This is a genomic window from Cryobacterium sandaracinum, assembly GCF_004403415.1.
In the GTDB taxonomy this organism is placed as follows: domain Bacteria; phylum Actinomycetota; class Actinomycetes; order Actinomycetales; family Microbacteriaceae; genus Cryobacterium; species Cryobacterium sandaracinum.
In genome coordinates this window covers 74,360-89,016 of sequence record NZ_SOGO01000016.1, presented here as the reverse complement: position 1 = coordinate 89,016, position 14,657 = coordinate 74,360, and the positions used below count along the sequence as shown (strand labels likewise).

The following is a 14,657-nucleotide window of genomic DNA, read 5'->3' as shown; positions in this document are numbered from 1 at the left end:
GCAGATGTGTGTAACGAGCCCGATCGGGGAGTAATGAAGCGCACGGCAGTTCTCTTCAGCCGGGAAGCACGAGCGGAAAAGGGGGGTGACGGATCCGCGGGCAGCAGGCGCAGTCGCCGCCACCGTGTCAGCCTGGCGACCGGTTTCGTCGCTGCGCTCTCCCTCTTTGTTTCCCTCATCGGTCCGGCCGGCCCGGCCCAGGCCATCGACTATCCAACGTGGCAGGACGTGCAGAACGCCAAGTCCAACACGGCCGCCGCCTCGGCGCAGGTCAGCCAGATCCAGGGTCTGATCGCCGACCTGCAGACCCAGGTGGAGCAGACCCAAGCCGAATCCGAGGCACGCGGAGCGGAACTGCAGGCGGCGCAAGAGAAGTTCGACGAGGCCAGCCGGCGCGCCGCCGACCTCGAGGCGCAGTCCGCCGCGAGCTCCGCGGTGGCGGCGACCGCGACTCGCCAGGCCGGCCAACTTGCCGCCCAGCTCTACCGCACCGGCGGCACCGACCTGAGCGTGAACCTCTTTCTCGACGGCGAGGGGCGCGGCGAAGACGCCGATGCGCTCCTGTCCAAGCTGGGCAGCATGAGTAAGCTCGTCGAACGCAGCAGCAGCGTCTACGAGCAGGCGCAGACCGCCACCAACGTGGCCGAGTCTCTGGGTGACCAGGCCAAGGTCGCCCAAGCCGAGCGCGAGAAGCTCCGCATCGCGGCCGAGGAAGCGCTCGTCGCTGCGCAGGCCGCCGCGCAGGCGGCCGCCAGTGCCCTAGCCGAGTCGGAGGCGAAGAGAGTCGAACTCGACGCCCAGCTGGCGTTCATGCAGGATGCGCAGGCCACTACGTCGGCCGGCTACGAGGCCGGAGTGGCCGAGCGGGCGCGACTGGCCGCCATCGAAGCGGAACGGGTGCGCGTCGAGCGCGCTGCGGCCAGCGCGCGGGCGGCCGCAGCGGCCGCAGCTGCAGCGGCCGCGAGGCCGAGCAACGGGGGAGGCTCGTCCAGCAGCTCCGGCAGCTCCGGCGGCTCAGTCGGCGGCGGTGGCTGGGCGGTTCCATCCGGCGGGCGCATCACGGACGGCTACGGCCCGCGTGCGCAGATCTGCGGCAACGAGGGCTGCAGCAAGGGCTTCCACAGCGGCACGGACCTCGGCGCCGGCTGCGGCTCGGGAATCTACGCGGCCAGCAGCGGCACCGTCGTCTACGCCGGTCTCTACGGAACCTACGGCAACTTCGTTTTGATCCAGCACGCCAACGGCATCTCCACCGGGTATGCCCACATCCGCTCGGGCGGCATCTTCGTCTCCAACGGCGAGAGCGTCTCCGCGGGGGAGAACATCGCCAGCGTTGGGGAGACCGGTGCGGCCAGCGGCTGCCACCTCCACTTCGAGGTGCGCACCAACGGCAGCCAGATCAACCCGGTTCCGTTCATGTCGGACCGGGGCGCTTCCCTTGGCTAGGGACACCGACCGACGGGGGTGGCGCAAGAAGCCCTCCCGTCTGTTCGCGGCGGTCGCCCTCGGAGCTGTCTCGGCATCCGTGGGCGTCGCGGCGCCGGCGGCGTTCGCCGTGCCCGGCTACCCCAGTTGGGACGACGTGGCGAAGGCCAAGCTCAGCGAGGCCACCAAGCAGGCCGAGATCGAATCGATTACCGAGCTGCTCCAGGGCCTGCAGATCTCGGCGGCGGCGGCCACCAAAGCCTCGCTGATCGTGGCGGAGGCCTACCGGGTCGCGCTGGACGACCTCGAAGCGGCCACGGCCCGTGAAGCGAGCCTGGCGAGGCAGGCCCAGACGGCGGAGGCCCGTGCCGCGACCTCGAAGCTGCGGGCTGGCCTGATCGCAGCCCACCTGGCGAAGACCGGCGCCCAGGATCTGTCGCTGAGCCTGTTTCTCAACGGCGACAACTCCGATGAGTTGCTTGGACGGCTCGGCACCGCGAGCAAGCTGAGTGAGCAGTCGGACACGATCTACCGCGAAGCACTGCAGGATAAGAACACCTCCGAGTCGCTCGGGAAGCAGGCGGCATCCGCTGCCGAGGAACGCACCCGGCTCAGCGCGGAATCGCTGGCCAGGTACGAGGCGGCGAATGTGGCCGCGCAGGCCGCCGAGACGGCCTACGAGACCGAGCAGCGGCGCTCCACTGAGCTGTTCGCGCAGCTGGCCCTGTTGAAGGACACCACGGCCGAGGCCGAACGCGCCTACCAAGCCGGTCAAGATGCCGAGGCGGCGACGGCGGCCCTCGCCCGGGCGCAGGCGGCGGCCGCCCAAAAGACCGCAGCCGACGCCCAGAAGGCCGCGGGCGGCAAGAGCACGCCCCGGCAGCCGGCGGCCCAGCCCGCGCCCCAGCCCGCAGCACAGCAGCCCGCTTCACGGCCGGTCACCCCGGCCCAGGCGGCCCAGCCCGCTGCCGCGGCAGCTCCTGCGGCTCCGGCCCCGGCAGCTCCTGCGGCTCCTGCGACTCCGGCCCCGGCGGCTCCGACCACCGCGGCCCGGGCCCCGAGCGCCGGAGCGGTCGACACGGCGCTGTCATTCGCCACCCAGCAGCTCGGCGACCGCTACGTGCTCGGCGGCTCCGGGCCGAACGTCTGGGACTGCTCGGGGCTGACCAAGGCCGCCTACGCGGCGGCGGGCATCTACATTGGCTCGCACTCGGCCACCAACCAGTACCGCACCATGGCCAACGAGGGTCGCCTGGTGCCCTTCAATCAAGCTCAGCGCGGCGACCTCGTATTCTGGGGCGGGGGTGGCGACTACTACCATGTGGCTATCTACGTGGGCGGCGGCAAAATCCTCGAGGCTCCGAACCCGTCCTCGCCCGTGCGCATCCACGGCATCTGGTCTGCGGGCGACGTGGCTCCCTACGTGGGACGACCCGGCTGACCGGCGAAACGGATCACCGGGTTGTCGGGTGCGCGGGCATCCGGGGCGTGTCTGCGAATTCGTGTCACCACACCACGATGGCGCTCAGGACGGCCCCGCCCCGGTAAGTGAGGGCGGGTTTGTCGTGGCGAGTGGCAAGTCCGCGCCACAGCTTGCGGGTGTGGCAACCCGGCGTCGCCGCTCGGGGAGCGCGGGGACGAACGAGGCGGCAGCACGTGTGGGGTCGCCACTTCACTGGTTGCAGTAGTCGCACCATTCTGGGGCTGCCAGTGCGTGATTTCGTGGTGGTCGGATCTGGTGAGTGCACCGGCCGCAACCGTGGATATCGGCTGTGATGGCCTGGGTTGCCGATCCGCAGAAGGAGCAGGGCAGGCCGTGTTCGACGTTGACGTGGCCAAACCCGGGCGCCCGGGAGGCCGGACACTCGGTTGAGAGACGCTGGGCCATTTTCTCGCACAGTGCTCGGATGGCTGCGGCGCGGGATGGTGTCTTGTGGGCGCGGTAGTCCGGAAGTATCGCAACGGATTGGTGCTGTTTCAGAAGTGCTTCAGCGGTGTCGCCGAGGATCTCGAATTGGGTGATGTTTTTGTGGATGACCGTGTAGTTCTTCTGTGTGCCGTGCAGGATCACGCCTTGGTTCAGGAAGCCGATAGCCGACGCGAACGTGATGGCTTCGCTGGCGCGAATGATGTGTCGTCTTCCGGCCACTGGCGAGGAGCTGACGCTGCCTTCGGCGATCTTCAGGCCCAAGGTGGTTCATGTCCCGCCGGGCAACTGCTTCCCGGCGGGTACGCGGGCCCGGTATGGCTGGACATCGGCGGGATCATTCCTGGTCTGCGCGTGATCCAGGCCCGGGACGAGCCCCGGCAGCCTGACCTCACTCACGCCCGCCCTCACAGCAGTACGAGTCACGAATCGATTCTGCCGACAATCCTCACCGGACTGCAGGAGACGCGTCCTAGTGGCCCTCTTCCGCCAGTTTCGTGAGGCCGTCGCGCACGATCTGGTCGGCCTCCGCGGCGTCGCCCCAGCCCTCGGTCTTGACCCATTTGCCGGGTTCGAGGTCCTTGTAGTGCTCGAAGAAGTGCTCGATCTCCTTGCGGGTGTACTCCGGGATGTCGGTGACGTCCTGGATATAGTCCCAGCGCGGGTCGCCCGCGGGAACCGCGATGACCTTTGCGTCTGAGCCGCCGTCATCCGTCATATTGAACACGCCGACCGGGCGAACCGACAGGCCGACCCCTGGGAAAAGGGGAAACTCGATCAGGACCAGGACGTCGACCGGGTCGCCGTCGAGTCCCAGGGTGTTCTCGAAGAAGCCGTAGTCGGTCGGGTACACGAAGCTCGTGTAGAGAACCCGGTCCAGGTACACCCGCCCGGTCTCATGATCGACTTCGTACTTGTTGCGGCTCCCGCGAGGGATTTCGATTACTGCGTCGTATGCGGCCATGGCCTGGTCTCTCCCTTGTTCACAGTCTGTCGATAACGTTACTGGATGGAGTCCCCACGCCGCCCGAGGCTCACCCCGGCGATCGCCGATGTGCGCCGCCATGTACGCACCCTGCTCACCGAGGCCGGCCCGGCCCGCGGCGGCGGCCTGGTGCTGGTCGGCCTCAGCGGGGGAGCCGACTCGCTCGCCCTGGCCGCAGCCACCGCTTTCGAGGCGCCGCGCGCGGGCCTGCGCGCCGGGGCGGTCATCGTCGACCACGCCCTGCAAGCCGGCTCGGCCGGCGTCGCGGCGGCCGCGGCCGGGCAGGCGCGGGAACTCGGCCTCGACCCGGTTCTCGTTCTTCGGGTCACGGTCGACCACGGCACGGATGCCGGCGGTCCGGAGGCCTCCGCCCGCACCGCTCGGTACGCGGCCTTCGACCAGGCGCGGCGGGAGACCGGCGCGAGCCACATCCTCCTCGGGCACACACTCGACGATCAGGCCGAGACCGTGCTACTCGGCCTTGCCCGGGGATCGGGCCCAACAAGCCTGCAGGGAATGAAGCCGGTCGGCGGGCCAATTCTGCGGCCGCTGCTGGGCATCCGTCGCGCCCGGACCCGGCAATTCTGCGTGGATGCCGGCCTGCACCCCTGGCAGGACCCGCACAACGACGACCCCCGCTTCCAGCGGGTGCGGGTACGCCAGACCGTGCTCCCCGTACTCGAGCGGGAGCTGGGGCCCGGCGTGGCCGAAGCACTCGTGCGCACGGCCGGGCAGCTGCGCGAGGACTCGAGCGCGCTCGACGACCTGGCCCGTGGTCTCAGCGAGCAGCTGAGTGAACCGCTCAGCGACTCTGCCGACGGCGCCGGAATCCGGCTGGACGCGAGCCGGCTCGAGACGAATCCGCCCGCGGTGCGCCAGCGGATCATCCGATTCTCGGTCGAACGGGAGTTCGGGGTGTCCCTGGAACGCGTGCACACGCTGGCCGTGCTGCGCCTGGTCACCGACTGGCACGGGCAGAAGCCGCTTGACCTGCCAGGCGTTAGGGTTATACGGCAGGACGGCTGGCTGATATTGACCGCGCCTGGACACGCCCCGAGTAAAGGACCCTCCCGCTCCCATGGAACCCCGCGACATTGAAGGCGACCTCACCGAGATTCTGATCGAGGAGGAGCAGATCCGCACCCGGCTCGCAGAGCTGTGCCGCCTGATTGAGACGGACTATGCCGGCAGGGACCTGTTGCTGGTCGGCGTGCTCAAAGGAGCGGTCATGGTCATGGCCGATCTGGCGCGCGAACTCGTGCACCCGATCACGATGGACTGGATGGCGGTCAGCTCCTACGGGTCCGGCACGCAGTCCAGCGGCGTCGTGCGCATCCTGAAGGATCTCGACACCGACCTGCTCGGCCGCAACGTGCTCATCGTCGAGGACATCATCGACTCCGGTCTGACGCTCTCGTGGCTGCTGTCCAACCTGAAGTCTCGCGGCCCGGAATCCGTTGAAATCTGCGCCCTGCTGCGCAAGCCGGATGCCGCTCGCGTCGACATCGACGTGAAATACCTCGGTTTCGACATTCCGAACCAGTTTGTCGTGGGCTACGGTCTCGACTTCGACGAACGCTACCGCAACCTGCGCTCGGTGGGCGTTCTCGCCCCGCACATCTACAGCTGAGCCTGGTAGCGCTTTGGGCGAACACACGGTCTTCGTCCAGCGCGGTCACGGTAGCCTGTCACCACGATGAACGTCAAGAAGCTACTGCGCGGGCCGCTCCTCTACATTCTCCTGGCGATTGTTGCTGTGTGGGTAGGGTCGAGTCTCATTACCATGTCGGGATTCAAAGAGATTCCGACCCAACAGGGACTGGAGTTCCTGAAAGACGGGAAGGTTTCCGAGGCCACGATCGTCGACGGCGAGCAGCGCGTCGACCTCACCCTGACCAAGGCGGATAAAGACCTCGGTAGCGAGGTCCAGTTCTACTACGTCGCCCCGCGTGGCGAAGAGGTCATCACGGCCGTCACCACTGCCAATCCGGCCGACGGCTTCACCGACGAGGTGCCGAAGTCCAGCTGGATCCTGTCGCTGCTCGGCATCATGCTGCCCCTGCTCCTGATCGGCGCTTTCTTCTGGTTCATGCTCGCCGGCATGCAGGGTGGCGGCAACAAGGTGATGCAGTTCGGCAAGTCGAAGGCCAAGCTGGTATCCAAGGAGAGCCCCCAGGTGACGTTCGCGGATGTCGCGGGCGCCGACGAGGCCATCGAGGAGCTCGAGGAGATCAAAGATTTCCTCAAGGAGCCGGCGAAGTTCCAGGCCGTCGGGGCGCGCATCCCCAAGGGCGTTCTGCTCTACGGCCCTCCCGGAACCGGTAAGACCCTCCTCGCCCGGGCCGTGGCCGGCGAGGCCAACGTGCCGTTCTACGCGATCTCGGGCTCCGACTTCGTGGAAATGTTCGTCGGCGTCGGCGCGAGCCGCGTGCGCGACCTGTTCCAGCAGGCCAAGGAAAACGCCCCGGCCATCATCTTCATCGATGAGATCGACGCCGTTGGCCGTCACCGCGGCGCCGGCATGGGCGGCGGGCACGACGAGCGCGAGCAGACCCTCAACCAGCTGCTGGTCGAGATGGACGGCTTCGACGTCAAGGCGAACGTCATTCTCATCGCGGCCACCAACCGGCCCGACATCCTCGACCCGGCGCTGCTACGCCCCGGTCGCTTCGACCGTCAGATCGGCGTGGACGCGCCCGACATGCTCGGTCGCAAGCGCATCCTGGAGGTGCACTCCAAGGGCAAGCCGATGGCTCCCGGCGTCGACCTCGAGGTGCTGGCGCGCAAGACGCCCGGCTTCACCGGCGCCGATTTGGCCAACGTTCTCAACGAGGCCGCGCTGCTCACCGCGCGTTCCAACGCGCAGCTGATCGACAACCGCGCCCTCGACGAGGCAGTCGACCGCGTGATGGCCGGTCCGCAGCGCCGCAGCCGTGTCATGCGTGACAAAGAGAAGCTGATCACCGCGTACCACGAGGGCGGCCACGCGCTCGTGGCGACCGCAATGCGCAACACCGACCCGGTCACCAAGATCACGATCCTGCCCCGCGGCCGCGCCCTCGGCTACACGATGGTTATGCCGGTCGAAGACCGCTACTCCGTCACCCGCAACGAACTACTCGACCAGCTCGCCTACGCAATGGGCGGTCGGGTGGCCGAGGAGATCATCTTCCACGACCCGACCACCGGCGCCTCGAACGACATCGAGAAGGCCACCTCGACCGCGCGCAAGATGGTGACCGAGTTCGGCATGAGCTCGGCTGTCGGCCCGCTCAAGCTCGGGCAGGGTTCCGGTGAGGTTTTCCTCGGCCGCGACATGGGCCACCAGCGGGACTACTCCGAGCGGGTCGCCGAAAGCGTCGACGCCGAAGTGCGCCAGCTGCTTGAAGACGCGCACGACGAGGCTTACCAGGTGCTGATCACGAACCGGGCCATCCTCGATGAACTGGCCGCCGAGCTGCTCGAGCACGAGACGCTCGACCAGCACGCGCTGGCCGGGCTCTTCACGGGCGTCGTCAAGCTGCCCCCGCGGCCGCAGTGGCTGTCCAGTGACAAGCGTCCGGTCTCCGACCTGCCGCCCATCGCGATGCCGACCCCCAAGGCCCTCATCGAGAGCGGAGTCGCCGATGGCAGTACCGCTGGCGAGACCGCCGCGCGCACTCCGGCCCGCGCGCCGGCCCGTACCCCTCGTCCTGCCACCGCGTAGGCCCCCGGGTGGCAGTGGACAGGGTTCGGATCGAAGCCGCGGTCGCCGAGATCCTCGCCGCAATCGGTGAAGATCCCGCCCGTCCGGGCCTCAGGGCGACCCCTCGCCGGGTGGCCGAATCCTACGGTGAGCTCTTCGCCGGGCTGGCGGTGGACCCGGTCGACCACCTGCGTGACACGATCCCGGTGGGCCCGCACACGGGTGAACTGGTGCTCCTGCGCGACATCGCCTTCCGCTCCGTCTGCGAACATCACCTGCTGCCCTTCCTCGGCATCGCCCACCTTGCCTACGTGCCGAACGAACGGGTCGTGGGTCTGGGCAAGCTGCCGGCTGTCGTCGACACGATCGCCGCCCGGCCCCAGATGCAGGAACGCCTCACCGAGGAGATCGCCGAGGCGCTCCAAATCGGGCTCGCACCGCTCGGCGTACTGGTCGTGCTCGACGCCGTGCACGGCTGCGTGACCGCCCGCGGTTCGCGCCAGACCGCCAGCTCGACCGTCACGATGGCCAGCCGCGGGTCCCTCGCCGAACCCGTGAAGCGCGCCGAGATCATGGCCCTGATCGGCTCCGGCCGGTGACCCGGCCGCGCACCCTGATCATGGGGGTGCTCAACGTCACACCGGATTCCTTCAGCGACGGCGGCCGGTGGGCGTCGACGGATGCCGCGATCATCCACGCTCTCGACCTGCAGTCCCAGGGAGCCGACCTGATCGACGTGGGCGGCGAGTCCACGCGCCCCGGCGCCGGCCGGGTCGCGCCCGCCGAGGAGCAGTCCCGGGTGATCCCGGTGATCAGCGAACTCGCCCGGCAGGGGCTTTCGATCAGTGTCGACACCCTCAATTCGAGCACCGCGGCCGCCGCGGCCGCCGCCGGGGCGCAGATCATCAACGACGTCTCCGGCGGCCTGGCGGACCCGCAGATGGCATCCATCGCCGCACGCAGTGGGCTGACCTACGTCGCCATGCACTGGCGGGCGCACGCCCCGAAGATGGACGACCTCGCTGTCTATGGCGACGTCGTCGCCGAGGTGCGGGCCGAGCTGGTTTCGCGGGTCGACATGCTCACCGCGGCTGGCCTGCCGCCGGAGAAGATCGTGCTCGACCCAGGGCTCGGCTTCTCGAAGCTGCCCGATCACAACTGGCGTTTGCTGGCCCACCTGGACGCCTTCGCCGACCTGGGGTTCCCGGTCATGGTCGGTGCCTCTCGCAAGCGGTTCCTCGCCGGGGTGCTCCCGGCCGACGCGGGCGTGCTGGAACGCGATCTGCCGACCGCCGTGGTCAGCGTGCTGGCCGCGCAGGCCGGCGCCTGGGCGGTGCGCGTGCACGACGTCGCGGCGACGCGAACGGCGCTGAATGTGCTGGCACTGGCGGATTCCGCCAGAATGGGACCATGAGAAGCGACTCCATCACGCTCACCGGCCTGCGGGTCAACGCGCACCACGGCGTCTACGACTTCGAGCGGGAAAACGGACAGGACTTCGTCATCGACGTAACGGTTTGGCTCGACCTGCGGCGTGCCGCCGCGAGCGACGATGTGACGCAGACCATCCACTACGGCGAGCTCGCCGTGGAAGTGACGGATGCTGCCCGGCACAACCCGGTCGACCTGATCGAAACCGTCGCCGAGCGCATCGCCGTTGCGGTGCTGGCGCACGACGCCGCCGACACGGTGCAGGTGACGGTGCACAAACCACAGGCACCGATCTCCGTACCGTTCACGGATGTCGCGGTGCAGATCGTGCGGACGCGCGCATGACCGACGCGACCCCGGCGCTGCTCGCCCTGGGCAGCAATCTCGGCGACCGCATGGCCACCCTCACCGCGGCGATCGACGCGCTGGAGCAGGTGCCCGGGCTCGAGCTGACCGGCGTCTCCCCGGTCTACGAGTCCGCCGCGGTGAAGGTCGGCGGCGTCGACGACGAGGCACCGCGCTATCTGAACCTGGTGGTCGGCATCCGTTACACCGGGCACCCGCACACCCTGCTCGACGCGGTGAACGCCATCGAGAACGACCACGGTCGGGTGCGGGTCGAACGCTGGGGCGACCGCACCCTCGACATCGATATCATCGTCTTCGGAACGGCCTCGCTGCACGACGAGCGCCTGACCATCCCGCACCAGCGGGCCGCCGAGCGCGACTTCGTGCTGGCCCCGTGGTTGGACCTCGACCCGGCCGCAGTGCTGCCGGGCCGCGGCCCGGTGCGCGCGCTGCTCGGCGCGATCAACACCACCGTGCAGCGGTACCCCGCACTGCCGTCCGCGGGCGGCAACCGGTGAAACGTACGCAGCCGTCGGCGCTGATCGCCCTGGGTCTGGCCGGCCTGGTCGTCGTGTTCCTGCTCGAGCTGGCCGCCGCGGCCGGCGGCTCGGCGATGTTCCTGCCCCCGGCCACCCTGCCGATCGCGTTGATCGCGATCGGGATCGGCGTCCTGGCGCTGGCCTGGCCGATCCGTCAGGCCATTCGCGGCACGGTGCGGAAACACGTCAACCCGTTCCTGGCCATCCGGGTGGCGCTGCTGGCGAAGGCGTCGGCGCTGAGCGGGGCGCTGCTTCTCGGCGGCGGACTGGGAATCGTGCTCTACATCCTGACCCGCTCGGTCGTGCCGGCGGTAACATCGTTATGGCCTGCAATCGGGACGGCGGTAGGCGCCGGGATCCTTCTGACCCTGGGGCTCGTGGCCGAGCACTTCTGCACGCTTCCCCCCGATGACGACGATCAAGAGCAGGGAGAAGTGCGTGCCTGACGCGGCTGTAGGACTGGACCTCCCCGACGTGGAGGAGTGGAAGCGCGTCTCCCCGCGTTATGTGGTGGTGGAGACGGTCGGCACGATCGTCTTCGGACTGGTGCTCACGGCCATGGCCGCGGCGGTGTGGCTGCTTCTCGACGTGCAGTGGGCGCTCTACGTGATCGGCGCGATCGTGTTGATCACCGGGGCCAGTGTCGCCTTCGAACCGCGCCGGGTGCGGGCCATCGGCTATCAACTGCGACGCGACGACCTGCTCTTCCGCCGGGGCATCATGTTCACCCGGTTCGTGTCCGTCCCTTACGGGCGGATGCAGCTGGTCGATATCACGCGCGGCCCGATCGCGCGCTGGCTGGGTCTGGCCGACCTCAAATTCGTGACCGCGGCGGCCTCGTCGGGGGTGCTCATCCCGGGGCTCGCCGAGGCCGACGCGGAGAGCCTGCGCGACCGGCTCGTGGAGCTGGCCGAGAGTCGCCGGGCCGGGCTGTGACCACGCTCGCCGACGGGGAATGGCACCGGCTGCATCCGGCCAGCCCACTGCTGCGCGGCGGCATCTTCATCGTCGCCGTGCTCGGCTTCATCATCGCCAACCTCCGCGAGCGGTTGATCGACGTCTTCTTCGGGGTGCCGAGATACGGCGGCGACCCGATCGACGCGATCCTCGAGCGCGGCGTCGTCGGCTGGGCGCTGCTCGCGGTCGCGGTCGTGCTTGTGCTGATCCTGGCGGTCTTCTACCTGTCCTGGCGCATGCACACCTTCCGGGTCACCGGGGAGGTCGTCGAGGTGCGTAGCGGAATGCTCTTCCGCAGCAACCGCCGGGCCCGCCTCGACCGCATCCAGGGTGTCAACATCGTGCGCCCGTTCATCCCTCGCCTGATCGGCGCCGCGAAGCTCGAAGTCAGCGTGGCCGGTCAGGACGCCAATGTGCAACTGGCCTACCTGGGTTCGACCCTGGCCGACCAGCTGCGACGGGACATCCTTCGCCTCGCGTCCGGACTGCGGCATCAGGCCGTTCCCGCCCCGGATGCCGCGCTGGCCCAGACCTCCCGTCTCGGTCTCGCTCCCGCGTCACCCCTCTCTCCCGCGACCGCCGCCGCCGACCGGGCCCGGGATCTCTTCGCGCCCGAGCTGGACCCCGACGCCGCCCCGCCGGAATCGGTGGTGCGGATTCCGCCCGGGCGGCTGATCGGATCCGTCGTGTTCAGCGGCTTCACGGTTTTCGTCGTGCTCGCCGGAATCGCCCTGATCGTCGGCGTGACCGCCGGCGGCAGCGACTGGCTGCTCGTAGCCTTCATCCCTACCCTGATCGCCAGCGTCAGCTTCTATTTCACCAGGGTCATCAAGTCGCTGCGCTACAGCATCGCCGGCACCCCCGACGGCGTGCGGGTCGGCTTCGGGCTGCTCACTACTAGCAACGAGACCCTGCCGCCAGGCCGGGTCCACGCGATCGGCGTCTCGCAGCCGTTGCTCTGGCGCCCGTTCGGCTGGTGGCAGGTGCGCATCAACACGGCCGGCCACTCCAGCACCCAGGGTGCCGCCGGCGAGGCCAACACCACAACCCTCCCGGTGGGCACGCTCGCCGACGTCGCCCGGGTGCTCGAATTGATCCTGCCCGGGTTCGACTCGGCGGAGCAGCAGGCCCTGATCGAACGGGGCCTCCGCTCGAAGGGCGGCGACGACGGCTTCACGAACGCGCCGCGCCGGGCGGCCTGGCTGCATCCGTTCTCGTGGCGCCGCACCGGCTACACCGTCGTGGGCGGCATCGCTCTGCTCCGGCGCGGCGTGATCTCGCGGGAGCTGGTGCTGGTGCCGCTGGCCCGGTTGCAGAGCGTCGCCATCTCGCAGGGCCCCGTGACTCGGATGCTGCGCCTCGCCTCCGCCCGGCTGCACACCGTCGCCGGGCCGGTCTCCGCCTACCTCGGGGTGGTGGCCGCCGCAGAGGCCCTGGTTTTCTTTGACCGGATCGCCTCCGGGGCCATCTCGTCGGCCCAGTCCGACACCAGCCACCACTGGAACCAGCCGATCCAGGACCAGCCGACCGCGGCCCAACCCACCTGGAAGCAACCGAACGGAGTCATCGAATGACGCCGCGTCCCGGACGCCTCGGAATCGGCATCATCGGTGCCGGCCGGGTCGGCCCCATCCTCGGCGCCGCCCTCGCCGGCGCGGGCCACGCGATCGTCGGGATCTCCGCCATCTCGCAGTCCAGCCGCGACCGGGCCGAGGCGATTCTTCCGGGCGCGCCCATCCTCACCGTTCCCGAGATCGTCGAGCGCAGCGAACTGGTCATCATCGCCGTGCCCGACGCCCAGCTCGAGAGCCTCGTCAGCGGGCTCGCGGCCGCCGGAACCTGGCAGGCCGGCCAGCTTGTGTTGCACACCTCGGCCCGGTATGGCACCTCGGTGCTGGCCCCGGCGCTGGCCGGTGGCGCAATCCCGCTGGCCATCCACCCGGCCATGAGCTTCACCGGCACCAGCATCGACCTGGCCCGCCTCGCCGACAGCTACTTCGCGGTGACGGCGCCCACGCCAGTGCTGCCGATCGGGCAGGCGCTGGTCGTGGAGATGGGCGGCGAGCCCGTGATCGTCGCGGAGGCCGACCGGGCTGCCTATGCCGAGGCCGTTGACACCGCCACGGCGTTCTCCACCTCGATCGTGGAGCAGGCCACCGGGCTGCTGGCCGGCATCGGCATCGAGCACCCCGGAGCGGTGATCGCGCCGCTGATGCGGTCCGCCATGGAGAACGCGCTGGCCCGAACCAGCCCCGACCGTCTCGACCTCTCCCAGCTCGACGCGCTGGACGCGCTCGACACCCGCGACCAGGACGGTTTCGACGAATGACACAACCGCAACACACCGGAGGACGAGTGAACGTGCTCACCAAACCAGCAGTCATCGGCAGCATCGAGGAACTGCGGAGCCGCCTGACCGACGCGCAGAGCCGCATCGAGAGCGCGCGCGCCGGGCGCGGCGAGGCCGGGCTCGGGCGACCACGCATCGTGCTGGTCCCGACCATGGGGGCCCTGCACGCCGGGCACCTGACCCTGGTTCGCCGGGCCCGCAGCCTCGGCGACATCGTCGTGGTGTCGATCTTCGTCAACCCGCTGCAATTCGGGGTCGGGGAAGATCTCGGCAGCTACCCGCGCATGCTCGAGGCCGATGTCGCGGCTCTGGCCGCGGAGGGCGTGCCGTTCGTATTCGCGCCAACCAGCCAGCTGATGTACCCGGACGGCGCCGCTTCCACCCGGGTTGTCGCCGGCGCGGTCGGCAGCCTCTTCGAGGGCGCTGCGCGCCCCGGGCATTTCGACGGCATGCTGACGGTGGTTGCGAAGCTGTTCAACATCGTCGGCCCCGACGTGGCCGTGTTCGGCCAGAAAGACGCGCAGCAGGTCTTCCTGGTCGAACGGATGCTGGCCGACCTCAACTTCCGCACCCGCATCGAGGTCGTCCCGATCGTGCGCGAAGACGGCGGCCTCGCCCTCTCCAGCCGCAACCGCGCGCTCGAACCGGCGCAGCGCGCCGCCGCCCGGGCGCTGTCCGCGGGGCTCGAGGCCGCAGCATCCGTCGCCGCCCAGGGGGTCGGCGCCGCACTGCAGGCCGCCCACGCGCGGATCGACGTGCAGCCGCTGGTTAAACTGGACTATCTCGTTGTCGTCGACCCGCGGACCTTCCTTCCGGTCGGGGGCGAGCATCACGGCCCGGCCCGCATGCTGGTCGCCGCGCTGGTCGGTCACACCCGGCTGATCGACAACGTGGCCCTGGACCTTCCCTAGGCCGCACCACCCGCACGACCGTCACCAGCCAGACCCTCACCAGCCCGACCTTTCATCAACACGTCGTCACATCAATGAGCACGCGCGGGAGCGCCGGGC

The 14,657-nt window shown here is 69.3% G+C and carries 16 protein-coding genes; 14 read left to right on the top strand and 2 right to left on the bottom strand.

Annotated features, from left to right (window positions below; translation table 11 throughout):
• The first annotated feature begins 33 nt into the window (after window positions 1–33).
• Together E3T25_RS05105 and E3T25_RS17740 are read left to right on the top strand one after the other, a co-directional pair.
• Complete coding sequence (locus E3T25_RS05105; RefSeq protein WP_134372744.1) at window positions 34–1,446, top strand: M23 family metallopeptidase; 1,413 nt, start codon at window positions 34–36, stop codon at window positions 1,444–1,446.
• Window positions 1,439–2,866 (top strand): C40 family peptidase, encoded by a 1,428-nt coding sequence (locus tag E3T25_RS17740; RefSeq protein ID WP_134372741.1) that lies wholly within the window; start codon window positions 1,439–1,441, stop codon window positions 2,864–2,866. The genes E3T25_RS05105 and E3T25_RS17740 overlap by 8 nt, the downstream gene beginning before the upstream one ends.
• Before the next feature lie 231 nt (window positions 2,867–3,097).
• On the opposite strand, the gene E3T25_RS05090 is transcribed toward E3T25_RS17740, so the two are convergent.
• A complete protein-coding gene (locus E3T25_RS05090) occupies window positions 3,098–3,616 on the bottom strand; it encodes a DUF6671 family protein (RefSeq protein WP_134372738.1) in 519 nt (172 codons plus the stop codon).
• Between the two features lie 208 nt (window positions 3,617–3,824).
• A complete protein-coding gene (locus tag E3T25_RS05085) occupies window positions 3,825–4,316 on the bottom strand; it encodes an inorganic diphosphatase (RefSeq protein WP_104102469.1) in 492 nt (163 codons plus the stop codon).
• A gap of 45 nt (window positions 4,317–4,361) precedes the next feature.
• Here E3T25_RS05085 and tilS point away from each other — a divergent pair, with 45 nt between their 5' ends.
• The 12 genes from tilS to panC all read left to right on the top strand — a co-directional run bounded on the left by tilS (window position 4,362) and on the right by panC (window position 14,558).
• A complete protein-coding gene (gene tilS, locus E3T25_RS05080; RefSeq protein ID WP_134372735.1) occupies window positions 4,362–5,435 on the top strand; it encodes a tRNA lysidine(34) synthetase TilS in 1,074 nt (357 codons plus the stop codon).
• Complete coding sequence (gene hpt / locus E3T25_RS05075) at window positions 5,416–5,967, top strand: hypoxanthine phosphoribosyltransferase (RefSeq protein ID WP_134372732.1); 552 nt, start codon at window positions 5,416–5,418, stop codon at window positions 5,965–5,967. The genes tilS and hpt overlap by 20 nt, the downstream gene beginning before the upstream one ends.
• A 66-nt stretch (window positions 5,968–6,033) precedes the next feature.
• Entirely contained in the window at window positions 6,034–8,043 is a 2,010-nt protein-coding gene (ftsH, locus tag E3T25_RS05070; protein WP_134343456.1) for an ATP-dependent zinc metalloprotease FtsH, read from the top strand.
• 8 nt (window positions 8,044–8,051) lie between these two features.
• Window positions 8,052–8,621 (top strand): GTP cyclohydrolase I FolE, encoded by a 570-nt coding sequence (gene folE, locus E3T25_RS05065; protein WP_134343455.1) that lies wholly within the window; start codon window positions 8,052–8,054, stop codon window positions 8,619–8,621.
• 20 nt (window positions 8,622–8,641) lie between these two features.
• Window positions 8,642–9,436: a dihydropteroate synthase gene (folP, locus tag E3T25_RS05060; protein ID WP_104102712.1), complete on the top strand. Its 795-nt coding sequence runs from the start codon at window positions 8,642–8,644 to the stop codon at window positions 9,434–9,436.
• Window positions 9,433–9,798: a dihydroneopterin aldolase gene (gene folB / locus E3T25_RS05055; protein ID WP_104102455.1), complete on the top strand. Its 366-nt coding sequence runs from the start codon at window positions 9,433–9,435 to the stop codon at window positions 9,796–9,798. The genes folP and folB overlap by 4 nt, the downstream gene beginning before the upstream one ends.
• Window positions 9,795–10,319: a 2-amino-4-hydroxy-6-hydroxymethyldihydropteridine diphosphokinase gene (gene folK / locus E3T25_RS05050; protein WP_104102453.1), complete on the top strand. Its 525-nt coding sequence runs from the start codon at window positions 9,795–9,797 to the stop codon at window positions 10,317–10,319. The genes folB and folK overlap by 4 nt, the downstream gene beginning before the upstream one ends.
• Complete coding sequence (locus E3T25_RS05045) at window positions 10,316–10,786, top strand: DUF3180 domain-containing protein (protein WP_104102450.1); 471 nt, start codon at window positions 10,316–10,318, stop codon at window positions 10,784–10,786. The genes folK and E3T25_RS05045 overlap by 4 nt, the downstream gene beginning before the upstream one ends.
• Window positions 10,749–11,276: a PH domain-containing protein gene (locus tag E3T25_RS05040; protein WP_104102447.1), complete on the top strand. Its 528-nt coding sequence runs from the start codon at window positions 10,749–10,751 to the stop codon at window positions 11,274–11,276. The genes E3T25_RS05045 and E3T25_RS05040 overlap by 38 nt, the downstream gene beginning before the upstream one ends.
• Window positions 11,273–12,871, top strand: a complete 1,599-nt coding sequence (locus E3T25_RS05035; RefSeq protein WP_134372729.1) for a PH domain-containing protein — start codon at window positions 11,273–11,275, stop codon at window positions 12,869–12,871. The genes E3T25_RS05040 and E3T25_RS05035 overlap by 4 nt, the downstream gene beginning before the upstream one ends.
• Complete coding sequence (locus E3T25_RS05030; protein WP_104102442.1) at window positions 12,868–13,626, top strand: Rossmann-like and DUF2520 domain-containing protein; 759 nt, start codon at window positions 12,868–12,870, stop codon at window positions 13,624–13,626. The genes E3T25_RS05035 and E3T25_RS05030 overlap by 4 nt, the downstream gene beginning before the upstream one ends.
• Before the next feature lie 32 nt (window positions 13,627–13,658).
• A complete protein-coding gene (gene panC, locus E3T25_RS05025; RefSeq protein WP_233191489.1) occupies window positions 13,659–14,558 on the top strand; it encodes a pantoate--beta-alanine ligase in 900 nt (299 codons plus the stop codon).
• The last annotated feature ends 99 nt before the right edge of the window (window positions 14,559–14,657 follow it).